Source organism: Dawidia soli, assembly GCF_018598185.1.
Taxonomy (GTDB): domain Bacteria; phylum Bacteroidota; class Bacteroidia; order Cytophagales; family Cyclobacteriaceae; genus Ohtaekwangia; species Ohtaekwangia soli.
On sequence record NZ_JAHESC010000008.1, the window covers coordinates 149834 to 175633 of the forward strand.

General features: G+C 54.6%; 27 protein-coding genes. 11 read left to right on the forward strand and 16 right to left on the reverse strand.

What is annotated here, in order from left to right; all coding sequences use genetic code 11:
• Window positions 1–24: 24 nt before the first annotated feature.
• The 3 genes from KK078_RS07835 to KK078_RS07845 are packed head-to-tail and all read right to left on the reverse strand — an operon-like array spanning window position 25 to window position 2782.
• On the reverse strand, window positions 25–1284 hold the full coding sequence (locus KK078_RS07835; protein ID WP_254089696.1) for a glycoside hydrolase family 57 protein: 1260 nt from the start codon (window positions 1282–1284) through the stop codon (window positions 25–27).
• A complete protein-coding gene (locus KK078_RS07840; RefSeq protein WP_254089697.1) occupies window positions 1274–2563 on the reverse strand; it encodes a glycosyltransferase in 1290 nt (429 codons plus the stop codon). The genes KK078_RS07835 and KK078_RS07840 overlap by 11 nt, the downstream gene beginning before the upstream one ends.
• Window positions 2564–2599: 36 nt before the next feature.
• Entirely contained in the window at window positions 2600–2782 is a 183-nt protein-coding gene (locus KK078_RS07845; protein WP_254089698.1) for a hypothetical protein, read from the reverse strand.
• A gap of 188 nt (window positions 2783–2970) precedes the next feature.
• On the opposite strand from KK078_RS07845, the gene KK078_RS07850 reads away from it, so the two are divergent.
• Entirely contained in the window at window positions 2971–3609 is a 639-nt protein-coding gene (locus KK078_RS07850) for a class I SAM-dependent methyltransferase (protein ID WP_254089699.1), read from the forward strand.
• Between the two features lie 16 nt (window positions 3610–3625).
• Here KK078_RS07850 and KK078_RS07855 read toward each other — a convergent pair whose 3' ends face one another.
• The 3 genes from KK078_RS07855 to KK078_RS07865 form a co-directional block, all read right to left on the reverse strand.
• Window positions 3626–4687 carry a response regulator gene (locus KK078_RS07855; RefSeq protein WP_254089700.1) on the reverse strand — a complete coding sequence of 354 codons (1062 nt, stop codon included), beginning with the start codon at window positions 4685–4687 and terminating at the stop codon, window positions 3626–3628.
• 11 nt (window positions 4688–4698) lie between these two features.
• Window positions 4699–6600 carry a sensor histidine kinase gene (locus KK078_RS07860; RefSeq protein ID WP_254089701.1) on the reverse strand — a complete coding sequence of 634 codons (1902 nt, stop codon included), beginning with the start codon at window positions 6598–6600 and terminating at the stop codon, window positions 4699–4701.
• 147 nt (window positions 6601–6747) lie between these two features.
• Complete coding sequence (locus KK078_RS07865; protein WP_254089702.1) at window positions 6748–7074, reverse strand: HPF/RaiA family ribosome-associated protein; 327 nt, start codon at window positions 7072–7074, stop codon at window positions 6748–6750.
• A gap of 307 nt (window positions 7075–7381) precedes the next feature.
• Between KK078_RS07865 and KK078_RS07870 the strand changes: the two genes are divergently transcribed.
• The 3 genes from KK078_RS07870 (at window position 7382) to KK078_RS07880 (ending at window position 12073) form a co-directional block, all read left to right on the forward strand.
• Window positions 7382–9871, forward strand: coding sequence for a cation-translocating P-type ATPase (locus KK078_RS07870; protein WP_254089703.1), 2490 nt, complete (start codon window positions 7382–7384; stop codon window positions 9869–9871).
• 81 nt (window positions 9872–9952) lie between these two features.
• Window positions 9953–11236 (forward strand): acetyl-CoA hydrolase/transferase family protein, encoded by a 1284-nt coding sequence (locus KK078_RS07875; protein WP_254089704.1) that lies wholly within the window; start codon window positions 9953–9955, stop codon window positions 11234–11236.
• Between the two features lie 15 nt (window positions 11237–11251).
• Complete coding sequence (locus KK078_RS07880; RefSeq protein WP_254089705.1) at window positions 11252–12073, forward strand: universal stress protein; 822 nt, start codon at window positions 11252–11254, stop codon at window positions 12071–12073.
• 166 nt (window positions 12074–12239) lie between these two features.
• Here the strand turns inward: KK078_RS07880 and KK078_RS07885 are convergent, their stop codons facing one another.
• On the reverse strand, window positions 12240–13481 hold the full coding sequence (locus tag KK078_RS07885) for a sensor histidine kinase (RefSeq protein ID WP_254089706.1): 1242 nt from the start codon (window positions 13479–13481) through the stop codon (window positions 12240–12242).
• A gap of 94 nt (window positions 13482–13575) precedes the next feature.
• Complete coding sequence (locus KK078_RS07890; protein ID WP_254089707.1) at window positions 13576–14427, reverse strand: universal stress protein; 852 nt, start codon at window positions 14425–14427, stop codon at window positions 13576–13578.
• Between the two features lie 53 nt (window positions 14428–14480).
• On the opposite strand from KK078_RS07890, the gene KK078_RS07895 reads away from it, so the two are divergent.
• Complete coding sequence (locus tag KK078_RS07895) at window positions 14481–15947, forward strand: MBL fold metallo-hydrolase (RefSeq protein ID WP_317195879.1); 1467 nt, start codon at window positions 14481–14483, stop codon at window positions 15945–15947.
• Window positions 15948–16030: 83 nt separating this feature from the next.
• Window positions 16031–16462 (forward strand): DUF302 domain-containing protein, encoded by a 432-nt coding sequence (locus KK078_RS07900; protein WP_254089708.1) that lies wholly within the window; start codon window positions 16031–16033, stop codon window positions 16460–16462.
• Between the two features lie 66 nt (window positions 16463–16528).
• Here KK078_RS07900 and KK078_RS07905 read toward each other — a convergent pair whose 3' ends face one another.
• Together KK078_RS07905 and KK078_RS07910 are read right to left on the reverse strand one after the other, a co-directional pair.
• Window positions 16529–16687 carry a hypothetical protein gene (locus KK078_RS07905; protein WP_254089709.1) on the reverse strand — a complete coding sequence of 53 codons (159 nt, stop codon included), beginning with the start codon at window positions 16685–16687 and terminating at the stop codon, window positions 16529–16531.
• A gap of 33 nt (window positions 16688–16720) precedes the next feature.
• Window positions 16721–16975, reverse strand: coding sequence for a YtxH domain-containing protein (locus tag KK078_RS07910; RefSeq protein WP_254089710.1), 255 nt, complete (start codon window positions 16973–16975; stop codon window positions 16721–16723).
• A 351-nt stretch (window positions 16976–17326) separates the two neighbouring features.
• Here KK078_RS07910 and KK078_RS07915 point away from each other — a divergent pair, with 351 nt between their 5' ends.
• From KK078_RS07915 to KK078_RS07930, 4 genes are all read left to right on the forward strand, one after another.
• Window positions 17327–18001 (forward strand): BON domain-containing protein, encoded by a 675-nt coding sequence (locus KK078_RS07915; RefSeq protein ID WP_254089711.1) that lies wholly within the window; start codon window positions 17327–17329, stop codon window positions 17999–18001.
• A gap of 84 nt (window positions 18002–18085) precedes the next feature.
• On the forward strand, window positions 18086–18667 hold the full coding sequence (locus KK078_RS07920; protein WP_254089712.1) for a DUF4136 domain-containing protein: 582 nt from the start codon (window positions 18086–18088) through the stop codon (window positions 18665–18667).
• Between the two features lie 12 nt (window positions 18668–18679).
• Complete coding sequence (locus KK078_RS07925; protein ID WP_254089713.1) at window positions 18680–19150, forward strand: pyridoxamine 5'-phosphate oxidase family protein; 471 nt, start codon at window positions 18680–18682, stop codon at window positions 19148–19150.
• A 27-nt stretch (window positions 19151–19177) separates the two neighbouring features.
• Window positions 19178–19618, forward strand: a complete 441-nt coding sequence (locus KK078_RS07930) for a DUF2267 domain-containing protein (RefSeq protein WP_254089714.1) — start codon at window positions 19178–19180, stop codon at window positions 19616–19618.
• Window positions 19619–19640: 22 nt separating this feature from the next.
• On the opposite strand, the gene KK078_RS07935 is transcribed toward KK078_RS07930, so the two are convergent.
• The 4 genes from KK078_RS07935 to KK078_RS07950 form a co-directional block, all read right to left on the reverse strand.
• The gene (locus tag KK078_RS07935; RefSeq protein WP_254089715.1) at window positions 19641–20831 is read right to left on the reverse strand and encodes a bactofilin family protein; all 1191 of its coding nucleotides are present in this window, start codon (window positions 20829–20831) and stop codon (window positions 19641–19643) included.
• Between the two features lie 21 nt (window positions 20832–20852).
• Entirely contained in the window at window positions 20853–22040 is a 1188-nt protein-coding gene (locus KK078_RS07940; protein WP_254089716.1) for a hypothetical protein, read from the reverse strand.
• A gap of 100 nt (window positions 22041–22140) precedes the next feature.
• Window positions 22141–22596 carry an Hsp20/alpha crystallin family protein gene (locus KK078_RS07945; RefSeq protein ID WP_254089717.1) on the reverse strand — a complete coding sequence of 152 codons (456 nt, stop codon included), beginning with the start codon at window positions 22594–22596 and terminating at the stop codon, window positions 22141–22143.
• 181 nt (window positions 22597–22777) lie between these two features.
• The gene (locus KK078_RS07950; protein WP_254089718.1) at window positions 22778–23140 is read right to left on the reverse strand and encodes a response regulator; all 363 of its coding nucleotides are present in this window, start codon (window positions 23138–23140) and stop codon (window positions 22778–22780) included.
• A 280-nt stretch (window positions 23141–23420) separates the two neighbouring features.
• On the opposite strand from KK078_RS07950, the gene KK078_RS07955 reads away from it, so the two are divergent.
• Window positions 23421–23990: a hypothetical protein gene (locus KK078_RS07955; protein WP_254089719.1), complete on the forward strand. Its 570-nt coding sequence runs from the start codon at window positions 23421–23423 to the stop codon at window positions 23988–23990.
• A gap of 16 nt (window positions 23991–24006) precedes the next feature.
• Here KK078_RS07955 and KK078_RS07960 read toward each other — a convergent pair whose 3' ends face one another.
• Window positions 24007–25425: a L,D-transpeptidase family protein gene (locus KK078_RS07960; protein WP_254089720.1), complete on the reverse strand. Its 1419-nt coding sequence runs from the start codon at window positions 25423–25425 to the stop codon at window positions 24007–24009.
• A gap of 133 nt (window positions 25426–25558) precedes the next feature.
• The coding region (locus tag KK078_RS07965) for an ABC transporter permease (protein WP_317195880.1) at window positions 25559–25800 on the reverse strand (242 nt) is incomplete at its 5' end.

Here is a 25800-nt window from a genome sequence, read left to right on the forward strand (position 1 = left end):
TCCGTCATCTGCCGGCATCTATTGTTACCAGCGTATAGGAGCCGGGTCGGTTTCCAACGCAGGAGGTGTGGCATACACCATGTGCCGACGGTGGCGCAGCCGTCCGACACGCAGCTCCAGGTCGGCCAGGATATTCATAAAATTCATGAACGCTTCATAGGGAGATGTATAGGGGCTGAAATACCGGTGTACGCCATCATCCGCGCCATCTTTGGTAGCCATATAATAAAAGTGATCGCTGGTCTGCAGGTGGCGATACGCATCGATGAGCACCACATCGTCGCTGGCCATGACCGCATCGTGCAACCGTTCAAGCGACCCGAAGGCATCGCGCTGCATGGCGTTGCCCAGCCAGGCCGAAACATCGCGTGCCTCGTCCGCCCACGAGACGCCCTCTTTAGCACCGGCCGCGTGTTCCACCGGCAAAAGCGACGCCATCTCCGACGGATTTATGAACCTGAACTTCCGCGATTTCCGCATCACCGTGATAAAGTCGTCGAGGAATGTAAAAATGCCCGTACTGTGCGGCGTATGCTCGCCGAACGTCTCATAATCCATGCCCAGTGAAACCATTTTTTCATGGCGCGGCAGGCGCCCAAGCCAGGAAGCAAACTTTTTACCTGTCAATGGCCACTCCCTCCAGGTCTTGTCTGAATAACGAAAGGCAACATCGTCGCTCAGCCGGTAGTTTCGGGGAACCAGGACAAGATCCTCCGTAGCGTGGCGGTACAGTGCATTTGGCGTTCTGCCGGCCAGCATACGGTCGCATCCTTCCACATACATGCCGGTAAAACCCAACTCAGACACCTGCTTGCCGATAGCGTCAGAATAGATCAGCTCCGTATTGCGAAAAAAGGTTGTCGATGCACCGATCAGCGCGCCGAGCTTTTGCTGATGACGGCCGATCTGCAGCGCGAATTCCTTAGGGCTCAGGAAACAGGCCAGGGAGTGGTAGTATGTTTCGCCGAGAAACTCGACCGATCCGGTTTCCTCCAGTTGCCGGAAGCTCTGCAATACCTTCGGTGTATAGCGCTCGAATTGCTCCAGGGCAGTTCCCGAGATCGAAAATGTCACCTTTATTTCCGGATGCCTGTCGATGAGCCGCAGCAACAACGCATTTGCCGGCAAGTAGCAGCGCTCTGCCAAGCGCGAAACAATATCGCCGTTAAGGTCGTCGTCGAAATAGCCGCGACCAGATCCTACATCGAAGAACTGGAACATATTGAGCCGTTGCGGCTGATGCACCTGGAAGTATAGGTTCAGGTATTGCTGATCAGAATTCATGGTAGAGTTGTTTTATTTTTCCTGCGGCACGTTTCCACGTGAGCGCTTCGATCTCTTTCCTGCCGTTGGATCGCAAGCTGTCCGAGAGCACTTTGTGCCGGAGCACGCCGATAATGGCGTTGGCCAGCGCACGGGTGTCCCAGAAGTCGACCTTGATAACATGATCCATAACTTCGGCTACCCCCGATTGATTGGACACGATGACCGGTACGCCGGCCTGGACGGCTTCGAGTGGCGTGATGCCAAACGGCTCGGAAACCGACGGCATCACGTATACATCCGTCACCGACCACACCTGATGGATCTGCTTGCCGCGCAGGAAGCCGGTGAAATGGACCCGCGAAGACATCTTCCCTCGCGCCACCCGGTCGATCATCGCCGGCAACAGGTCGCCCGAACCGGCCATAATGAAATGAGCATCCGGAAAGTAGTCCAGCACTTTCCGGGCGGCTTCAATAAAATACAGGGGCCCCTTCTGGTAGGTCACCCGCCCCAGGAACGTCACGACATGCTCGCTGATCTTTGGGGTAACAGGCCAATGATCCACCTGCACGGGCATCACGCCGTTGTGCACGACGTGTATTTTCGCGGGGTGGATATCGTATTTCCGAACAAGGATATCTTTCGTCCATTGGCTGACGGCGATGACAAGATCGGCGGCTTGCATGCCCTGTCTTTCTATATCGAACACGCGGCGGTCGATGTTGTTCTCCCCTGCCCGGTCGATCTCCGTGGCGTGTACGTGTACGATCAGCGGTTTGCCGCTGACATTCTTCGCTTCCACGCCCGCGGGAAAGCTGAGCCAGTCGTGGGCATGGATGACATCGAAGTTGTTTTGCCGGGCGATCGCTCCCGCCACGTCGGCATAGCGCGCCACCTCCTCCATCAGCGAGGGGCCGTACCCTCCGCTGAAGCTATACCGAATACCGCTGCCGCTTTTCACCGTGCGCAGGGTTTCCGTTGCGTATTGCCAGTGCCAATGCTCCACTGCCCGCGTCGCTGCGCCTGTGGCATATGGCCGTATCGTTGCCGCCACCGCGATCTCCCGTGATCCGGTGTCCGATCGTTTATGAACGGTACGAACCACCGTTTCATCCGCGGCGAGGGTAACGCCCGAGGCATTGATCAACGGGATCGACTCGTCTCCGTGTGCTTTCGGCACCACAAACAAAAGCTTCACATCCTGCTCTTTTAAAGCCGTGGCCAGCCCCAGACAGGCCGTACCAAGTCCACCCGACAGATGCGGAGGAAACTCCCAACCAAACATTAGAACAGTCATGCGTTTTTGTTTTATACCTTCACCCGTTGTATTACATCAATCCCGCGTAATAAATAGCAATAACGCTTTCGCCACAAACCGTACGATCAGCGCTATGGCCAGAATGACCAATCCCCGGGCCACGGGTCCCGAAATGACCCGGCCAAAATAAAATACCACCACCGCCACCGCCAAGGTCAGCTTCACGATCGTGTCGGCTGTATCCAGATTTTTTGTCATATACGCTGTCAGATCTATACACCCAAGAAAGCGCTTGCGTATGGGCGAAGCAGTGACAGCCGTCATCGGTTTGCGATACTTTTCTGTCGTTGTTATAAAAAATTTCTATACATGATGAATGTCTCGCCGTAAACGCCCCGGCGTCATCGCCCGCGAGCGGAAACGTGCTCAACTTGTTTTAAAAAAGTATGAAACCCAACTTGCCTTTTGATACGCATGTACCGGACTACGAAAGATGGTTCTATGACTATCCTTTCGTATTCCGGTCTGAGGTAGAAGCGCTGCGGGAAATGTTACCGGTCGGCGACAGCCTGTCGGGCATCGAGGTGGCGCTGGGAACGGGGCGTTTCGCCGAAGCCCTGGGAATAAAAGAAGGTGTCGAACCGTCGCCCGACATGCGTGCCCGTGCGGTAAAGCGGGGTATTGAAGTCGTGGACGGTGTGGCGGAGCAGCTGCCGTACGGCGACCTCCGGTTCGATTTCGTGCTCATGGCCTTCTGCATCAGTTATTTTAACGATCTGCATGTAGCCTTTAAAGAAGCCAATCGCGTGCTCAAGAACAAAGGCGTACTGGTGCTGGGCTTCCTCGATAAGCATAGCATCATCGGCCGGCAATACGAACAGCGCCTGCAGGCCAGCACATTCTACCGATCGGCCACGTTTTATACGGCCGACAAAGTACACTTTGAGCTGACACACGCCGGGTTCAAGCGTTTCCGATTCTGCCAGACGCTGTTCCACCGCCTGGAGGAGATCACCTCCCTGGAGCCGGCCCGGCCTGGCTATGGCGAGGGTTCTTTCGTCGTGATCCAGGCCGGGAAAACGTAGCCTCGTGCCTTTGACCTCAGAAATGCAGCAGCTTCTCGAGCTTCACCCGGTTCAGGACGCGCAGGCCGTCGCCGGATATTTCGATCAGGCCTTCCTCCTTAAAATCCGCCAACGTGCGGTTCAGCGATTCGGTGGCCGTACCGACGATATTGGAAATATCTTTTCTCGCGACGGTGATCAATCCCTCCTTGCCGCTGCCGGCAAGCTTCTCTCCCATCTTCAATAATGCGCTTGCTACGCGTTGCCGTACCGATTGGTAGGCGATGTCCAGCAGCCGGTTCTCGATTTCTTCCAGGTTGTTGGAAAGCATTTTTATGAACTTCCGGGCCACGTCCTTGCTGGAATAGATCAGGGTGATAAAATCCGTCTTGGGAATAATGGTCACCCGTGTGTCCTCCAGCACCTCGGCATTTTCATTATAAGGTTTATCCTCCAGGAGCGGGACGAACCCGAGAAAATCGCCTTCGGAGTGCAGGCCGGTGATCAATTCTTTTCCGTCGTAATTTACTTTATATGTCTTCACCTGGCCCTTTTCGATAAAATAAAGATCATTAGGCGTCTGCCCTTCCATGAAGATCAGGTCTTTTTTCTTAAACCCTCTTGCCGGCCGGTTTTCCGATAGCTTATGAAAATCCTTGAGCTCGCGGGTCTTGCTGAAGAATGCGCTCACATCCTCGGGGTTGTTTCCGAAGGCGGTTCGCATCAGCTCGTGCTTCTTCAACCGCGTTTCGACGACCTTCAGCAGGTCGACACCGTCGAAGGGTTTGGTGATATAGTCGTCGGCCCCAAGGTTCATGCCGGCCCGAAAGTCGCTTTTGTCGGCTTTCGCTGTCAGGAAAATAAAAGGAATGCTGGCGGTATCGGCATCTTTGTTCAGAATATGCAGCACACCGTAACCGTCAAGCTCCGGCATCATGATATCGCATAAAATCAGATCCGGGGGGTTCTTCTGGGCACGGTCTACTCCGACCTTTCCATTGACGGCGTGCGTAACATCGTATTTCGCCAACTGCAGGATGCTCGAAATGTTTTCCGCCATTTCCACATTGTCTTCGATCAAAAGAATTTTGTAATGCATAAGAGGTTGGGTTAAGTATGAGGATTCGATTCGATAGCATGATCCAGGGGCAACGTAACGGTAAAGACAGTACCCTTGTTCACCCGGCTTTGAAATTCAACTCTTCCCTTCAACAGCTTCACATAGCGTCTCACAATGTTGAGTCCTAATCCCGTCCCTTGAATTTCAGACGTGTTCTGCGCACGAAAGAAGCGCTTGAATATAAACTTCTGCTCTTCCGCCGGGATGCCGATTCCCTGGTCGGAAACTTTCATCTTTACAACATTAGCGTTTACCGATATCACCAGCCCGATCGTGCTCGATACGGGCGAATATTTGATGGCGTTGGACAACAGGTTCAATAGGATGTTGCGCACCAGCTGTTTGTCCAGCAGCACGGCGGTGTCCGGACCTTCGCATTCGAACACGATGCGCTGCTCTTCCTTTTTCGACAGCGAGATCTCCTGCAGCAGCTCTTCACCAAACTGTCTCATCGCAACGGGCTTACAGGCTACGTATACAACACCTTCTTCGAGCCGCCCCAGCGACAGGAAATCGTTCAGCAATTCCGTTAGTCCATGCACGGCACGTTTGATCCTATCAAGGTGCTTTTTCTTCTCTGTTTCCAACCGCGTCCCGGTATAATTCTCCAACAGGAACGCAGACGACAGGATCGTCGTCAGGGGTGTTCTGAACTCATGCGAAGCCATTGTAACAAACCGCGACTTGAGCGTGTTCAGTTCCTTCTCTTTCTCGAGGGTCCTGACGAGCTCCCGTTCCAGGCTTTTCTGACCGGAGATATTTTTAACGACAACCAGTATCTGCCGGATCACGGCGTCCGCCGCTTCCACCGGCACGGAGGAAACATTATAGTAGTTACCGGCCACGTCGATATCGAACGATACCGTTTCTCCATCAAACGCCTTTCGCAACGCTCCCTCCGCATAGGAACTTATCGCCGCATGGATGTCATCGAACACCCGCTGATGTAAAACCGTCTCCGATCGGAGGCCGAGTTCGGCAAGACCCTTTCCATCGACAAGCACCCACTTCAGATCATGGTCCATAATGCCGATAAACCCATCCGGAAAGTTGCGGGCCATCGAACGGTATACGTCCTGGCTATTTTGCAACGCGCGATTCGCCGACTCCAGCTCGGCAGTCCGCTGGTGAACGCGTTGCTGTAATTCCTGGCTGTATTCACTGGCCATTCTCAGATTGGATCGCACCAGCTCTTCATTTCTCACCCGGTCGGAAGCGTTGAGAATAAATGCGATAACCACCCTGTGCCGGCCGTCATAATATTCACTAAGACTCACATCGGCTGGAAATTCGGAACTATCGCGCCGCACGGCCCGCCAGGTGCGCGCCCGGGTGGATGCCGGCTTACCCGGCCCATAGGCGTCTGCTCGTTCACCCGGGCTTGCGTCGAATTCCGGAATGAGGTCTGCGATCGGCTTATACACCAGAACATCATGCCGGTATCCGAACATCCTGCCGGCAGCCGGATTTGCCATCAGGATGTTACCCGTGTTTCCGATCAGGAGAAGCCCCTCGTTTGCGTGCGCGACCAATGCCCGTAATTGCCGTTTTTCGCGGCGTTCCGTTTGCTGAAGCCGCTGGAACCGGAGGATAAAAAGAACGGCCAGCCAAACCACCAGTACCGACACCATGCGGTTCATAAGAACAGCAGGGTCTATATGCGGCATGATAAAATATAGGAAGAATATACTCCCCAGCGCCAGCGTCGAAACAATGCCGCCGGCGATGACCATCCACCGAAAGGTACGTACATACCAAAGTGTCAGCAACGAAACCAATACGTATGCAATCGTGCCCCCGGCGATCTCAAGTGCTACTTCCCAAAGCAGGATCAGCAGCATCAAAACGATACCGGCAATGAAACGTCGAAAAGGGTTCGGATAAGCGCTCATGGCAAATCATATCACTCGAAGCGGTAACCTATAGTAGACAATGCTAAGGTAACCTCCGGATTTACCAGATTTCCATGAGCCAAATCAGGATGTAAAACTGAGATTCATCAGTTTTTTAACGAACGTCGATAAAATTGTACCTGGTGATCATATACCCGGTATCGCACCCCGGTACCTTCCCGGGTCATGCAACTGTTTCCAACGGGATGCCTGCTGTTTCAACGCGTCGATGCAATGCAGCACGGCATTTTCGAATGTATGGTGTTGCTTTTGCGCGAACAGGTCATTGCCCGGAACGACCAGCCGTACTTCGCAAACCTTATTTTCGCCGGTGTCGGATTTGACCAGCTTTAAGACGACCTGTGCCTCCAGGATCCGGTCGTTGGTAACCGACAGCCCGGCCACATGGCCTTGCACATAATCGATCAGTGCTTTCCCGGCGATAAACCCGGGCGTTTGAATGGTAACTTTCATGCGACTTTATTTATATAGATTTGTAATAGGATTATAGCGAAGCAAAAAGGCGGAGATTTCCGCCTTTCGCTTTATCAACCATGAAAACCAAGACGTATTTCGCCTGATATCTTTACAAAACGGGCACCTTGTGTACCGGCTTGACCGGTGTAAACCTCCTTGTTTAGTTGTTAATCAAAAGTAGTCGTGCGCAGACCATGCTGCGATGACGGCCATCAGTCGCCGGCAGGATTATTGTCGCACCCTGCGGTGCAAGGCACATGACGGCCGTCATTCATCCGTTCACGCGGCTGAAATAAATTGCGTTATGCATACAATCGAAGGGATCACCGGCCTGACGGCCGACCAGGTAAACCAGGCGCGGGAACGATACGGCCGGAACACATTTGAACGAAAGAAACATGTTCCATTTCTGAAGCGGGCGCTGCAGGAGCCGATGCTCATGCTGCTGGTCCTGGCATCGGCAATTTATTTCCTCCGCGAGGCATACGCCGAGGGTGCCTTTATGCTGGCAGCCATTGCTGCGGTATCCTTTATTTCCTTTTACCAGGAATCCCGAAGCAAGGCCGCGCTGGACGCGCTCCAGGAGTATACACGGCCGCAGGCATCGGTCATCCGAAACGCTACCGTCATGCGCGTGCCGGCCGAGGAGCTTGTCGTCGGCGATCATTTTATCGTGGAAGAAGGAGAACTTGTCCCGGCGGATGGCGTCATCGAACGTTCCAACGATCTCTCCGTCAATGAAGCGATCCTTACGGGGGAATCGATGTCCGTCCAAAAAACAGCGGAAGATAAGTTCCTGTATCAGGGAACACTGGTTAACGCCGGGCTGGCCGTCTGCAAGGCAACGGCCGTCGGTATGCACACGCAAATGGGACGGATCGGCAAAGGCCTTCAGGATATAGAGGAACCGCCGTCTCCATTACAGATCCAGCTAAAAGGTTTTGTACGCAATATGGCCATGGTGGGTCTGGCCGCATTCTTGGCGGTATGGGGGATCTATTTTTTTAAAACCTCGCTGCTCATGCAGAGCCTTCTGAAGGCGCTCACCCTGGCCATGAGCATCCTGCCGGAAGAGATTCCCGTGGCGTTCTCAACATTCATGGCGCTCGGCGCGTGGCGGCTTGCACAGGTAGGTGTCATTGTAAAAAACATCCATACTGTAGAGACATTGGGAAGCGCCACGGTGATCTGCGTCGATAAAACGGGCACTCTGACAAAAAACGAAATGGCGCTGGTCGGCATTTATGACATGCATGCCCGCATTACCTATGGCCCGGAGGACTTTGCCCGCGCGACGTCGATCATCGCCACGGCTATGTGGGCCAGTGAACCGCTTCCCTTCGACCCCATGGAGCTGGCAATCCACCGGGCATACGCAGCAACACATCCGGTGGATGCGCGCGCCGGGGCAACGTTGATACACGAATATCCGCTCGGCGGCACGCCGCCCATCATGACGCATGTTTTCGAAGATCAGAAAGGCAACCGGATCATCGCTGCGAAAGGAGCCCCCGAAGCTTTTCTGCACGCGCACCTGCCCGCTTCCGACTTACACGCCGCTAACGACGCCTTTCATGCCCTGGCGAGCAAAGGTTTCCGGGTACTCGCCGTGGCCGAAGCGGTACCCGCCGGACCGGATCTTCCAGCCGATCAGCATGAATTCCGGTTCCTGTTAAAAGGCCTGGTAGCGTTTTATGACCCTCCGAAAGAAAACATACCGGGTGTGCTCGAGAGTTTCTATGACGCCGGCATACAGGTCAAGCTGCTTACCGGCGACAATCTGGTGACCGCCGGGACGATCGCCAGACAGATCAATTTCAGGGGCACAGCAACTTCGCTGACGGGCGAACAAGTCATGTCGCTGGCTGACCCCGCGCTGCAAGACGCGGTCGAAAAGGTCAGCGTATTTAGCCGCATGTTCCCGGACGCCAAGCTGAAAGTCATCGAAGCGCTCAGAAAACATCACCACGTGGTGGCCATGACCGGCGACGGAGTCAATGACGCCCCGGCATTAAAAGCCGCGCACATCGGCATTGCCATGGGCCGGAAAGGTTCGGAGGTGGCGCGTCAGGCCTCTGCGCTCATCCTGTCGAACGACGATCTCAGCGCCATGGTCGCCGCCGTGACGATCGGCAGGAAGATCTATAACAACCTGAAAAAGGCCATCCGCTACATCATTTCGATCCATATCCCGATCGTACTCATCGTGCTGCTCCCCTTGATGCTGGGCTGGCCCTACCCGGAGATCCTTACGCCCGTGCACGTCATTTTCCTCGAATTGATCATGGGCCCTACGTGCTCGATCGTATACGAGCATGAGCCCATCGAGCAAAATGTGATGACCGAGAAGCCCCGTTCGTTTACAAAGACCTTTTTCAGGATCTCGGAACTCGCGATCAGCATCGTGCAAGGCCTTGCCATCACCGCGGGGCTGATCTTGATCTATTGGTATTCCGTCAATCATGCCGGCTCGCAGGCCTGCGTAACGGCCATGGTCTTTGTAACCCTGGTGACGGCCAACCTGCTCCTGACCCTCGTCAACCGATCGTTTTATTATTCTATTTTCGTCACACTCATGTATAAAAACAGGCTCATCCCGCTCACGCTGGCCGCGACCGGCGGCTTGTGCAGTATACTCTTTACCATCCCGGCGCTCCGCCGTTTCTTCCACTTCGAGCTGCTGACCGGGTACCAGTTCGGGTTGTGCGTAGCAACCGGTGTGCTGTCGATCATGTGGATTGAAGTATACAAGGCATTAAAACGTCACCGAACAGCAAAGTCGTTGCGTCGATGACAAGAGTCCTGCGACGCTATGATTCCGCTCATCGGATTATCGCACATGCACGCGTTTCTTTGATCACCAAAAAGAAACGACATGATCACAAACGTCAGAGAGGCAGTGGCCCTGATAAGCCCGGGAAACAGAGTGTTCATACAGGGAGGTCCGGCCACACCGCACTTTTTATTGCAAGCGTTAGCCGATCAGGCAGCACGCCTGTGGGACATTGAGTTGGTAAGCATCAGCTTGCAAGGCAATGCGGTCGTAGCCGACAAGCGGTATAAGGATACCTTCCGCATGAACTCGCTGTTCGTATCAGAGAATATCCGCGCCGCCGTGAACGAAGGAAGAGGCGACTACGTCCCGATATTCCTGAGCGAGATCCCCCTGCTGTTCCGCAATAATATCCTGCCGCTGGATGTGGCACTTGTACATGTCTCTCCGCCGGATAAGCACGGATATTGCTCGCTGGGAACTTCGGTTGATATTGCCTTATCGGCAGTGAAACACGCCAACATCATCATCGCCCAGGTAAATCCGAGAATGCCGCGCACGCACGGCGACGGTATTATACATAAAAGTAACTTTCAGGCAATGGTCGATGTGTGCGAGGAGCTACCCGAGGTGGTGACGACCGCAACAGAAATTGCCGGCAGGATCGCCGGTCATTGTGCCAACCTGGTCGACGACGGCGCCACCTTGCAGATCGGGATCGGCGCCATTCCCGATGCCGTCCTCTCCTGTCTCAGCAGCCACAAGGCACTCGGTGTTCATACCGAAATGTTTTCCGACGGTCTTATTCCGCTGATCGAGCGTGGCGTCGTGACCAACGAGCACAAACAAAAGCACCGCGGAAAAACAGTAGCCTCGTTCGTGCTTGGCAGCCGCAAGCTGTACGACTTTATAGACGATAACCCGGCCGTCGCGCTGTTGGGGATCGACTATGTCAACGACACGTCGGTGATCCGGACCAATCCGAAAGTTACCGCCATCAACAGCGCCATCGAGGTGGACATTACCGGCCAGGTCTGCTCGGACTCGATCGGCACCTACCATTACTCGGGCGTGGGCGGCCAGATGGACTTTATACGGGGAGCGGCCCTGTCAACCGGTGGGAAACCGATCATTGCCTTGCCGTCCACAACATCGAAGAATGAATCGAAGATAGTTTCCTTTCTCAAGAAGGGCGCCGGCGTGGTAACGACCAGAGCCCACGCGCACTATATCGTCACGGAATATGGCGTTGCATATCTGTATGGAAAGAACATGCGACAGCGCGCGAAGGCACTCATCGAGATCGCACATCCCAACCACCGCGAGGCACTCGAGAAGGATGCTTTCGAGCGGTTTCACAGCTACGCATTTGAACGATCGTACTAAGGAAATATGCCATTTATGAAAACGATCTTATGTCCGACAGATTTTTCGGATGCCTCCAACAATGCCATTGCCTACGCAGCCAAGCTGGCGCAGAAGTTCGAGGCAAGCCTCACCTTGCTCCAAGTGCAGTCGGCGTTCGAGCTCTCTCCGGCAGAAATGATCCGGGGCCGGGAAACGTCCACGACGCGCACCTGGCATGCACTGGAGGCCCAAAGCCGCGAAGTAACAAGGGCCTTCAAAATCTCATGCTATGCCGAAGCGACTTCCGCGCCGGAAAAGCTGAGCGCGGCCATCCATGACCAGGCCGAACGCTTCGACCTGATCGTGATGGGATCAAACGGTCCGGATGATCTCTACCAGCTTCTTTTCGGCAGCAATACCTACAATGCGATCCTGAAAAGCAACAAGCCGGTGATCGTCGTGCCGGCCGGCCTGGGTTACAGCGCGATCAGGTCGATGGTATACGCGTTCGACTATCTGCGGAACCGCACGCTGCCGCTGACACACCTGGTCCCCCTGGTTCAAAAGCTCTCCTGCCGGCTCACCGTACTGCAGGTGATGGAAGATGCTTATAGCCAGGACGCAGAGGAGGAATTGAAAGAACTACAATATATCATCGACACCTATCACCATCGCGACCTCAAAGAAATAAAGTACGACACGGTCCGCGACGCCGATATCGCACAGGCGATCAACCGCTATATGCTGAAGAACATGCCCGATGCGTTGGCCCTTTGTTCGGAACATCACAGCCTGGCGGGGAGGATCTTTCATAAAAGCGTTATCAAGCAGATCACCGCCATCTGCAACTACCCCGTGATCATTTTTCCCCATTGAGTTCCGGCGCTAAACATCGCACTATGTACACGCGGCAGACGCACGCCCGTTCACCAGGTGGCGCTCCACAGGATTCCGCCATCGGCACATATTCGCGTCCCTTACAGGGGCGACTCCGGTATCACGTAGGTCAGCACCCGCGTGGAGACGAACACCGCGTCAACGGTCAACGATGCGGAATACTGACGTGAAACGTGCTGCCCTCGCCGTATACGCTGGTGAAAGAAATTTCGCCGGAGATAAGATCGGCGTACCGTTTCACAATGTGCAGGCCGAGTCCCGTACCTTGTACATTGCCGGCGTTACTCGCCCGGAAAAACCGATCAAAGAGGTGCTTCTGGTCGTCGGCCGGTATCCCTATTCCCTGGTCGCGCACCTGAAAAACTACACGGCCGTTCTGCTGTTCCACAGAGACCTCGATCGGCTTGCCCGGATCGGAATACTTGCTGGCGTTGGATATCAGGTTGAAAAGGATATTGCGCAGCGTACGCGGATCTGTCCATACCTCCATCACGGCCTGCGGCCATGCCGTTGTAACCACCTGGCCCGGCTTGAGGAACGACTGCACTTCTTCGCGGATCTCATCCAGGAAGGCGGATAGAACGACCGGTTCCGATTGGATATCCACCTTGCCTTCTTCCAGCTTGCCGAGCGACAAAAAGTCATTCAGGATCAGCGTCAGGTGGTTTACCGAAGACTTGATGCGATCAATGTGCTTGTCCTGCTTTTCATATTCCTGCCGTTCTTTATATTGCCGGATCAGGGATACGGAGCTCATAACCGTGCTGAGTGGCGTGCGGAACTCATGGGAGGCGATGGAAACGAATTTCGATTTCAACTCATTGAGCTCTCTTTCTCTTTCCAGGGCGCGCCGGGCATCTTCCTCGGCCCGCTTGCGTTCAGCGATCTCCTCCTCCAGCCGGGAGATGGTCTGGTTCAGCGCGTTGGTGCGCAGTTCCACCTTTTTCTCGAGCTCGGCCGCATATACGATCAGTTGTTCCTCGCTTCGCCGGAGGGCATCTTCGGCCTGCTTGCGCTGGGAAATATCGCTGATAAAAGCCATGACCATCAGTTTTTCCTGTACCTGCGTGAAGCTCAGGCTGATCTCCACCGGGAACTCGGTCCCGTCACGCCGTAAGGCTGTCAGATCACGCCCGAATCCCATGCGCCGGGGGTGCGGATCGGCATTAAACGCTCTCCGGAAGTTTACATGCCCTTTCCGGTAACGTTCCGGCAGCAGCGATTCCAGGGGCGCCCCGGCTAACCCGCCCGGCGCAAATCCAAATAACTGCTCAGCCACCCGGTTGGCAATGGCAATCGTACCGGCTTCATCTACCATGATGATGCCCTCGGACATGCTCTGAAATATCTCCCGGTAGGCCTCATTTGTCACAAGTGAAAAATCCATACTGGTTGGCGCTTTGAAATCCTCCTGGCATATAGTGCCAGCGGACCAAGATACAACGAAAATCATCGTCACGCCAACCGCCGCCGCCAATCCATCAGGCGGATTCGGCCTCTTGCGGACTATATGTCCAGACGGGGTGGGAACTATGGTTCACCACGTCCTCGGCCACGCTGCCATTGAAAAAGTGTGCGACGCCTTTTCTTCCGCGTGTTCCCATAGCAATGAGGTTTCCGCCCACGGTCCTGGCAAACTCCAGGATCCCTTGCTCTTCGTCGTTGTGATTAAATACATGAACGGTATAATTCCGGATCCCATACTTTTTGACAAAATCGTGCAGCCGGGCGTACGTCTCGGTATCGGACGCAAAATTATAAGGCGTGTTGATCCAGACGATGTGAAGATCCGCATGAAAAAACCTTTGCAGGGCCTTGACGCGTTTGACGAGTTCATCCTGCCCTTCCGTGTCCAACGTATTCGGAAACACGATATTCTTGATTGCCCCTTTGTAATATTCTTTCACGATCAATACCGGCACAGACGAAAAGCGGACGATCTTCTCGGCATTGGATCCGATAAAAAGCTCACGCACGCCCGATGCACCGTGGGATCCCGCGACGATGAGGTCGATGGCCTGCTCGTGCGCATACTCCCGGATCGATTTCAATACCGCTCCGAAATGTACATGCTGAACAACCTTCACGTCTTCGTGCGGATGCTTGTCGACCATCGCTGTCAGTTGCTTTTCGGCCTTTTCCCGCAGCTCCTTCAATAACTGCGTTTCAAAGTCCAGTACAGGCATGAGCACCGAATCATGCATCACCGGCAACTCTATTACATGCAGGATGTGCACCGTGGCGCCTTTCGCGCGGGCGGCAACATCCAACGCAAAACGGTAAGCGTGTGCTGCCGTTTTTGAAAAATCATAGGGAACCAGGATCTTCTTCATGGCAATATTATTTATTGATAAACCGAATGTAGTGTGCCATTTCCGGTCTTCCGTTGAGCATCATCATGCAGGAAGATGATTATTGTCATGCAAAAGGCGCCCGCGATGCGAGACCTTTCACCATGGATGTACAAGTAAAATTCCTGGGTGCGACCGGCACGGTTACCGGCTCGCGGTATCTTCTCGATATCGGCAATTTCCGGTTGCTGTTTGATTGTGGACTCTTTCAGGGATTGAAGGAACTGCGATTGCGCAACTGGGAGGCGTTCCCCGTCAAAGCCGACTCGATCGACGCAGTCATTATCAGCCATGCGCATATAGACCATACCGGCTATTTGCCGCGCCTGGTGAAAGAAGGGTTCAAAGGTCCTATCTATTGCACACCCCCAACCGCCAGTCTCCTGGAAATCATGCTGCTCGACTCCGCCAAGCTGCAGGAGGAAGAAGCGCTGTTTGCGCTGAAAAGAGGATATTCCAAGCACGATCCTCCCAAACCCCTGTATACCTCCGAAGACGCCGCCACGGTCTTTCCGCTCCTGCGCGAGCACGGCTATGACCAGGAGATAACGATCAGTGACAATACGTCTTTCGTGTTCAGGGATGCCGGTCACCTGCTCGGCTCCGCCATTACCGAGCTCTATGTCCATGGCGCTACGCAAAGAAAAAAAATTGTTTTCTCAGGCGACCTCGGTCGCAACCACGACGCCTTGCTTCGACCACCCGCTATTATCACGGCTGCCGACATCCTGTTTATCGAATCGACCTATGGCAACAAAGACAATCCCGCGCCCGACCCGGAGGCAGACCTGGAGCGGATCGTGACCGGCGCGCTCGCCAAAGGAGGCGTCGTCCTCATCCCAGCGTTCGCCGTGGGAAGAACGCAGTTGCTCCTGTACCATCTTCACCAGTTGATGGAGACAAACAGGATTCCGGATATACCGGTATATATTGATAGCCCCATGGCGATCTCGGCAACCTATTTGTATTACCGCTACCCCACCTATCATAAGGCGCAGTTCAACCAGACGGAATTTGCCCGGAAGCTCGAAACAAACATGCTGATGTTTGTTAAAACCTCCGAACACTCGAAGCGTCTTAATGAAATAAAAAGCAATGCCATTATCATTTCTTCCAGCGGCATGATGGCGGGCGGAAGAATCCTGCATCATCTTTACCACCGGCTGCCGAACGCGCAGGACACTATTGTCGTCAGCGGTTATCAGGCCGAAGGGACGCGCGGCAGGAACCTGATCGATCGCGCGCCGGCCATCCGCATCTTCGGAGAAGATGTTCCCGTGCGGTGCACCGTCGAAAACATGACCTCGCTTTCCGGTCATGCCGACAAGCAGGAATTATTCGAATGGATGGGGCATTTCCAGGAGGCGCCTAAGTTTGTTTTCCCGATACACGGCGAGAAAAATAACATCGACGCATACGCCGACGAGATCAGCCACCGGTTCGGCTGGAAAGTGCTCAAGCCGGTATATCTCGAATCCGTACAACTTTTCAGGGGTATATAACAGAACCTGACAAGCCTCATGCCCGGGTACTGACATTCGCTCTTCACAGATGCCCGGGGTGTGTCTATCTTTCGAAAAAAAAGATGACATTCTATTCACGCAAACTTAAAATGCCTTTTGAGGAGGTGTTGAATAAGGTGATTCAAAACCTCACCCAACAGGGTTTCACGGTTATTCATATGCTCGACCTGCGCGATATTTTCCAAAATCGGCCGGGAGTTGAGCTCCGGAACTATAAGATCCTGGGCGTCTATAATCCGGGGCTCGCCTACCGGGCGATCACACTGGCGCCACACATCGGCATCATGCTGCCCTGCAACGTGGTGATCCAGGAATCTGAAAACGGCGAGGTAGACATATCGGCGATCAATCCCCTGGAGACGATCGCACCAGACCAGCAAACACCCGCGCTGGAGGACATTGCGCAGGAGACGGGCATCCGCTTGAGAGCGTCTGTCGATTTTATCGCACGTGCCTCACGGCAGCCGGGGCTTGCGGGATCAACGATACCATGACGCCTTGCGAACACCACGTAACAATTAGCCGTTATGCTCGAGGACGCTGCAATGAGTAAAACGATTTTAGCGACATCCGTCTCGAAAACTACTGGCGGTAGACGTCAGATCGATCGTCTGGAATATCAGCACCTCCTGCTCCTCCGGCACCGGCACAGGAATGTCCTCCAGGCATAACGGCGACGTGTCGCGCGTCAGGTCGTGAACTTCGTAATGTACTTTCATATCGCCAAGGGTTACTTCGCCATGATCCGGCCATTATCCCGCAAACTCCTTTTCGCGAACCGGGTGCTCGGAGTGACTACCGGTTTTTTTTACCTGGCCGGTAACCGCGGTGAACAACTCATCAAACTTCTCATCGATCTTGTCGTTGAGCGCATCCGCCAGATCGCCCCCTTTGCGGACGATCTTTCGGCGGGTATCAGAACCTTTGTCGGGTGCCAGAAGCGCGCCCAGCACAGCGCCGGCGGCAACGCCCGCCAGCACCGCTAAAACTGCTTTTCCTTTGTTCATAAACGTTACATGTTAAATCAAATCTATACGCACTGCTATGCCCGATCTTTACGATCCGGCTTTATTCTTCCTGAGTTGCTTCCACTTCGCGATCTCGAGCTCATTCATCCGCACATATTCTTCTCATAATAAGATTCGTTTTTATTTATACCGCCAATCTACCGGCGCCTTCTTCAACGTAACATGACCCGGGTCATCGGCCGGCGTGATTGTCGTCGGCGACCGCCACCCGACCAAAGTCTTGTCACCAGACGATTGGCATCATCGTGCACCGCACACGGGGCTGATAGTTTTACATCAAGCGCTCACCAGCGTGACAGATCATTATCGTCAAACAAAATATATACAGGTATGAAAACAAATGAAGAGCTTCGCAGGGATGTCATGGATGAGATCAAATGGGATCCGGAACTGAAGAACATTGCCACCGAGATCGGCGTGGCATCCAAGGATGGGGTTATTACACTTTCCGGCGTTGTGGACAGCTATTGGAAAAAACGGGCAGCCGAAATTTCCGCACAACGCGTCATGGGCGTTAAGGTCGTGGCCTGTGACATCGAGGTGAAGCTGAGCAGCGGAAGCAAACGCACCGATACCGAGGTAGCGGAAGCCGTTCGCAACGCGCTGCGCTGGAACAGCGCGGTGGATGAAGATCAGATCGAGGTCAAGGTGGACACCGGCTGGGTAACGCTCGACGGCAAGGTGGATTACGCCTTCCAGAAACGATACGCGCAGCAATACATCGAAAACCTGATCGGTGTCACCGGCGTTTCCAACAACATCGCGATCAGGGAACAATCGATCGACACCAAAGATATACAACATAAGATCGCTTCGGCCTATCACCGCAGCGCCACGATCGACTCCTCCTCCATTAAAATTGATACTTCCGGCAGCAGGGTAACCCTGCACGGAAAAGTACGTTCCTGGGCGGAAAAGAAAGAGGCTGAAAATGTTGCCTGGTCGGCCCCGGGCGTCCGGACGGTAGACAACAAAATTGAGATCGACGTAGCGGTCTTCGCCTGACCGGCGCTGTAACAGGAAAAGCGGATGTGCAACTTCCGCTTTTCCATATCTCCCTGAACGATCAACATTATCCTATTGCATGTTATGAAATATCTTGTATCACTCCTGCCCTCACTCCTGCTGCTGGCGTGCGGTCCGTCCATAACGACCTATACAGACCACGATCCGGCCTATGACGTGTCTGGCTTTACCACGTTCGGCTGGTCGGACAAGACGGATGTGGAAGCCGGTAAAAATCCTCTTTATTACAACGAGCTGAACGACAAGCGCATCAAGGGCGCCGTGGAAAAAGAGTTGACCAGCCGCGGGTATATACACAGCGAAACACACCCCGACCGACTCCTTCATTACCACATTGTGGTGGACGACGAATCGGTCCTGGCCCCGGAGCCGTATGGCTATTTCTACGGTCCTTATTGGATGCGCGCCCGGATGCATGTATATGCCTACCGCGAGGGCACCCTGATCATCGACATGATGGACCCGCAAACAAAAAGCCTGGTATGGCGAAGCTGGGCCACGGCCACCCTTGACATGATCAGCAAAGACAAGGTGGACGATGTGATCGCCCGGGCCGTCGGTAAGATGTTCAAAGGTTTTCCGCGCATGCAGCAAAACATGCCGGCGACCGCCGAAGTTTCCAGACGCAATGCCCCGGGCGACTAAGCACAAATGCATATGATGGGCATCCTGACAGAAGAACAGGCGCGACACCTGCTGCAAAGCCAGCTGGTCGGTCGCATCGGTTGTTATGCCGGCAAAGAGATCTACGTCGTACCGGTAACGTATGCTTTGCGCGACGGCTATATCTATGCACACTCACGCGAGGGACAAAAGGTGCGGATGATGCGAAAGAACACGGCGGTGTGCCTCCAGGTCGACGCGATCGAGAACATGAGCAACTGGCGAAGCGTCATTGCCTGGGGCGAATTCCAGGAGCTCGTCTCCGAACGTGAACGGAACGCCGGCCTGAAGATCCTGCGTGACCGGGTCACGCCGTTTGTTACCAGCGAAACGGTGCGGCCGCACGTCGTGCCCGCCCCGCCGGAAGTCATCGAGAAAGAACGCAAGGCGGTGGTCTACCGCATCCACATCACCAAAATTACCGGACGGTTTGAGAAGACCGGACTGCCGGAGATCACAGAATAATGCTATAACTATTTAACCCCTGCAAACATGACACTTGACTTCGATAAATACGCCTTCAAGGGAAACGAATTCCTGCATTACCTGGAATCGGCCCTCGAAAATGAAGATCGCGGCCATGCGGCCCGTATTCTGCGCGCGACCTTCCGCGTGCTTCGCAACCATCTGACGGTGGAAGAATCCCTGCAAATGATCGCACAGCTGCCCCTGGCAATAAAAGCCGTATATGTAGACGGATGGTCGCCTGCCAAACACAAGCGTGTTACCACCGTAGACGATTTCCTGACGGAGGTATGGAATGAAGCCGGTAACAGCGCCTGGCGGGACTTTGACAGCAAAGGAGAGATCCTGGAATGCGTCAGGGCCGTGATCCAAACAATGCAGGTCTATGTCAGCCCGGAGGAAATGGAGCAGGCCTTGGGAACGCTCCCCAGCAAGCTTCAACAGATTCTTGAGTCGTCGGAATGGTGATCTGGCCGCCGGAACGTATGCACTACGTAAGATCGAGCGCTTTCCGGCGCGACCACTTCACATTCAACAGGATAGCGCCGAAGGCCATAGCCACGAGGAGCAACATCACCATTGGCCCGACAACCGGTGTGAAGGTGACAAATTTCAGGACGACGAAAATCAAAAAAGCCGCTGCTACGATCCGCGTGTTGCCCCACGCCGACTCGTAAAACGTGTTATTGATCCAGTTCGCGATCAGCAACGCGACAATGATCGTGGCCAGCACAACCAGCGTGACATATGCGAGCGCCGCGAGAATGCCCAGGGGAATGCCGATGACGGTTACAAACAGGAGCACGATGCCGACCGGCGCCCCGAGCAGGAACAGAAAGCCCACGCCCATGGATTTCAGTGACACCGTGCGTGCCGTTGTCGCGGCGCCCAGCAAGGTGCGGCTGAACAGGTACTGGATCACGACCATCATCACCAGGGCTGTGGCCAGGTACCAGAGGGCTACGATGAGCGAGGCGAAGCCCAGGTATTGCAAATGTGCTTCGTTCACTTCCAGCGCAGGGTCGTACGTCGCCCGGACGGCCTGCCGCGACGTTCCCGTCACCAGTGTGCCGGCGCGATTCCAATACCGCACCTCCTGGCCGAATGTTGCCGCAGGCCCTATTGTGATGGTCTCAGCTGCCAGCACGGCATTCCCTTTCACTGTACCATTGGCGACGATCCGCCCGCCTTTACAGGTAACGTTGCGTTCTGCCGTACCGTTGAGTGTAAACGTACCCGATGCGTCGTCGATATCGCCGTGAACCGTTCCGTCGATCGTCACCTTCCCTCCGCTGCTGATGACGTTTCCGAGAATAACAGCGCTCTTAGCCACGACAACGCGCCCGCCGGTCACGATCAGGTCGCCCGCAATGGTGCCCGATAGCATGACCGTACCCGCCGCGCATCGCACGTCGTCGCCCACAAATCCGCTTACAGTGACGTCGCCGCCGGCGATCAATACATCCTGTGTGACCGTGTCTTGCACGATCGCCGTGCCGCCCGCCGCAACAAGATCGCCATGCACCGGAGCCTGTACGAGAACCATCCCCGCCGCGAGATACACGTCGTGTTCTACAACGGCATCCACGATAACCTTATCGCCCGAGCGCATGTACGGTGTGCCGGCCGGAGTCCACGACATCGACGCCAGGCCGGTCATCATCAAAAACAAATATTTCATTTCTGTGATTGTTTGATTTTCTTATTCATGCCGGTGAGCAAACACATGCTTCTCCGGCGCTGTTTGCGGCCTTTCCAATTCACCGATCCAGGTGTCGATGTAGGCGAGGATCGCCGGCAGATCTGCATGCACACCGTGCTCGACATACGATCCGGACGCAGCCATCCCCAGCAGCATACATTGCTGCAGATCGAGACCGGCCAGCAGTCCAAAACAATATCCGGCGTTGAGGTTATCGCCGCCGCCGGTCAGGACGTTGGGCTCCTTTACATACCGGCCGGCAAGTTCGACGACCTGCTGTCGCTGACAGGCGATACTCCGGTCGACAGGATGCACAAGCAATGTATCGATGTTCATGGACTGATACAGGAACGCGGCCGCTTCGCGGACGGGCGGCAGTTTTTCTTTGTCGCGCACGAAATCCAGGCCACGTAACGCCGCCCAGATCCGCAAGGTTTCATTCTCATTCAGCCCGAGCGTTACCCGCCCGTAGGCAGAGAAACAGCTCATCAAGTCCAGCACTTCGTCGATCTGCTGCGTGGTCTTTTTCGCCGGATCGCACAGGTCGAAGAGAAACATAAAATCTTTCCGCTTCGACGGCTTGATCACGTCCTCCAATACGCCTTGCCAGATCTCGCTCGCATGCGGCAGGTTGGCCCAGTCCACAAACGCCATCAGCGCGCTGTCGGTCGTCGCCTGACTGATCCGCGCGAGCCCGGCACGCTGTTTAATATAGTCCCAGGTATATTGATCAAAGACTTCCAATTCCGAAAAGATCAGCTTTCCATCGGAAAATTCCACCGCGTCGCTGAGCCCGGGATTCAGCACGCTGATGATTTCGCATGACGGCGTCATCTTCAAAAACAACTCGTGCTCATGCGGATATCCCATACTTCCCAGGCAATAACTTTTTATACCCCATTGCCCCAGTGCGTGCGCGAGGATCGGCGCATTCCCGCCGATCTTGATCCGTTGTGTATCCATCTGTACCTGGCCGCTTTTTCCACAGGCCATCAATAACCGGTCCGTGAAGTCGCGAATGGTTCCGAAGTATACCGTCTGGGTGTTCCGCCGCTCCTTGACAGCTTTCTTGATCTTATCGACGAAGCCATCGAAGCCCACAAACACTTTTCGCCCGGGCGGCTTGTTCAGGTATGGCTTCAGTTGTTCCTTCAGACCGGTCAGGGCGGATATCGTTGTCTGTGCCATGATGCTTTGATATTATATTTTAATACTCCATGTGTGAAAAAAAGGCGGATGATATCCGCCTTTTTCGCCAACTAAATAAGAACGCGCAGACAGACGCGTCTCATGATACCTGGATCCTGTGGGCTGCACGCGGCGACGATTCCTTTTCCTTGGGAATCGAAACCCGCAGGACACCGTTCTCATACTTAGCATCGATGCCCCCTTCGCTCACGTTGTCGGGCAGTGTAAAAGAGCGACTGAAGGAATTAAATGAATACTCGCGTCGCGAATACTCATCGGTATTTTCCTTTTTGCCCTCCTCCTTCTCGGCACTGACCGTAAGCACATGGTTGTCCAGCGCAACAGTAAAGTCCTTTCGTTCCAAGCCGGGCGCGGCAAGCTCGAGCGTGTAGGCTTTCGGGTTCTCGGTGATGTTGGCGGTGGGCACGTTGATGCCGAGCCGCGACGGAAACAGATCACTGCCCACGTCGAAGAAATCGCGGTCGATCAGCGACGTACCGAAAAAGTCGGAAAACAGGGAGGGGAATCCCCCGTTTTTTTTAAGTGTTATGCTCATAAGTACCTCCTCGTTTAAGTTTAATCAAAACTAACACCACCACGATGAGGCTACGATGACGGGCATCGGGCAAAATGAAGATTCTCATCCTCACCGCTAAGTATGCAGATAGTATACAACGAACGTTCCCGGGGGGCCGGAGACAAAGCGGTGACGATTCGCATAAATAGCAGTCAAGCTCCTAAGGAAGGCACTGGGTCACCGTGCGGATGAGGTCACCGGCATCGAAGGGTTTCCGGATGAAGCCGCAGGCGCCAAGATCCATCGCGAGCTTCACCTCGTTCTTTTCTCCTCTTGCCGTGAGATAGACGAACGGAATGGAGGCCGTCGCCGGATCGGCTTTGAGCTGCCGGATTACTTCATACCCGTCGACCTGGGGCATCATGATATCGCATAGAATGATATCAGGGACAGGATCTGTCACCATCGCAAGACCTTGCTGACCATTGCTGGCGGTGATCACATGGAAGCCCGATAACTCGAGAATTTCAGCAGTGTTCTCTCGTATCTCCGGATTGTCTTCGATAATAAGGACTGTTTTCATAGCTCTTCATGTGTTTTACGTTACACTTTATTGCGCTTACCGAGTGATTCACCATGAAGCGAGCCGAAAAAGGGCGTTCGGCGCACAGGTACCGGGTACAAAATTGTATTGCTGACGAAGCTACAGAAAAAAGACGAGAAAAAGTCTCCCCAGGCACCGTAAAACACAACAGTGCATGACGATAATCGTCAGACACGCTGACCCTGCTCATATAGCCCCGAAAAACCGGATACTATCTTAACGACGTCATCGCCTTGCGCCGCGAAATATTATCGTCATTATGAACCATCTGCACTATATAGTATCGATCATGACCGTTTTGCTGCTGCCGCCGGGCACGCGCGTGCAGGGCCAATCCACGGCTTCCGACCCGCTTAAGACGAGCAGCTCTGCCGGGTTGACGATCGGCCAATCCGGCGATGACCCGGCCATTGGCATCGAGGTATGCTCGCCTTCCCTGTTCGCGGAAAGCCTGCGGCTGCGGCTGCAAATGAATCGAACCTGGCTGGAAGCGTACAAAGCGACCCGCGGCCATTGGGCGGCATATACCACCGGGTGGCTCGGAGTGGTATATACCCGCCGGCTGTTAGAGCAGATCAATGGTTCCTGTGAGGCCGGAGCGTACCAGCTTTTTACGAACGGCAAGTTTTCCACCCGGCGCGCCTGGCCCGGGTATTATGCTGCCTGCGGAGCCGAGCTGCACGCACTCGACCCCCGGCAGCAGCAAGCCACTTTTCTGTTTTCCGTAGGGTATGCCTACACGCGGGCCCGGGCCGATAAGCTCGAAGACGAGCCTGCCTGCGGCCGGGGCGCATTCTTCCGCCTCGGACTTCGCTATTATTTTCGCTAGCAGAAATCCGCCGTGCTCAATCACCGGCATGGCTTCCGATGGTCTTGCGAGAGTCGGGCATATAGAATTTCCGATAGAGCCTGGCATCTCTGCGGTAAAGATCCGGGAAGCACGCCGGTGAGCCCTGACTGACGTTGCATGTAAAGTAGCGCACATAGATCGGCATCGATGGTTTTAACATGATCACTTTCCGGATCGATTGATTGTAATAACGATCGAGTTCCACCGATCGCGCGGCAAGACTCCCCGTCACGAGATAATGAGAAAACGCTATCGCTTTTTCCATGCGGATACACCCGTGACTAAACGCGCGCGTGTCTTTGCGGAACAACGAGCGGGCGTTCGTATCGTGCAGGTATACACCGTACGGGTTGTCGAACTCGAATTTTATTACTCCCAATGCATTGTCCTCCCCTTCGCGCTGCCGCAGTCGCACGGGAAAATACCGCTTGGTGAACGTGTGCCATGGCAGGCTGTCGGGAACGAGGATGTTCCCAGCGGCATCGAGCACGTCGAAACGGTTTTTGCGAAGAAAGCTCACATCCTGTCGGATCAGCGGCAGATATTCTTCCACGGCAATCTTGCGGGGGACATGCCAGTACGGATAGGTAATAAGACACTCGATCGCGCTCGTCAACTCGGGCGTGGGTTTATCGGGCCTGCCGACGATCACTTTCGAGGCCAGCACGAGCGAATCATCTACGAATACATAGGCCATGAACTCGGGGATATTGATCCATATATAGCGGCGCCCGAACGAGACCCGCTCTAATCGCCAGCGCTCCAGATTGATTTCCAGTTTGGCGACCTGCTCGGCGACTGCCGGCGATGCCAGCACGGCGTTGGCCAGGATCAATTCTCTTTCCACGGGCGGTAACGAATCGATCAACGTTCGTAGTGCCGCCTTCAACGCGCGGTAACCGGCATAGGCAGGTTCGATCGACGCCAGTCTATGGATAAGCGTTCCCTGCAGCACGGCATCGTCGAGCCACGCTACGGCCAGGGAATCGGTCCGTTCATCTGCGGCACCCGTTTTTCCCACCCGCAGGTGGCGCACCAACAGGATCCAGGCATCGGTCAGCAACGCTTCAAAACGGCACGCGTTTTCTTCCCGCAAGCCGCCCTGCATCAGCACTTCCAGTTCGGGTAAATGATACCACTCGGGCAGCAAGCCGTAATAGCGGACCTGGCGGATAAACCGCATAAGCGAATCGGCCGACGCCGTGCCGTGCTGGCTCAACGTCCAGAACAGCTGGTCCTGACGCCGCGCGTAAAATTGCCGTATCGAACGCACCGTCAGGCCGTGGTAAGACGTGTCGAGCGTATCGGTTTGCATGCGCAATATACCTTGCCCCCGGGCGTCGGGGCTTCCGGGTCCCGGCAGCAGCAGGAACACCGTAACAATACACGCCGATAGAAATTTGCAGCTATACATGGGCAGAGGATCTATACCCACAATGTCGGCAGTTTTACACCGCCGGCGCATGATAGCGGTCAGAGCCGTTTATGACATCCATCAGCAAGCGCCGGCCGCGGAACGGTACGGCAAAACCTGTCGCCGCGGCGTTTCACTCGTAATGCAGGGCATCGATCGGATTGAGTTTGGCCGCCTTCCGCGCGGGAAAATAACCGAATCCTATCCCGATCATGGCCGAAAAGCCAAACCCGATCGCAACGGATGTATACGAGGTGGGAACAAAAAAGCCGGTGGTTCGGTAGATCAGAAAATTGCCCAGCACGCCGAGCCCGATGCCCAGCACGCCGCCTGCAGCGCTCAGCGCAATCGCCTCGATCAGGAACTGTGTCAGAA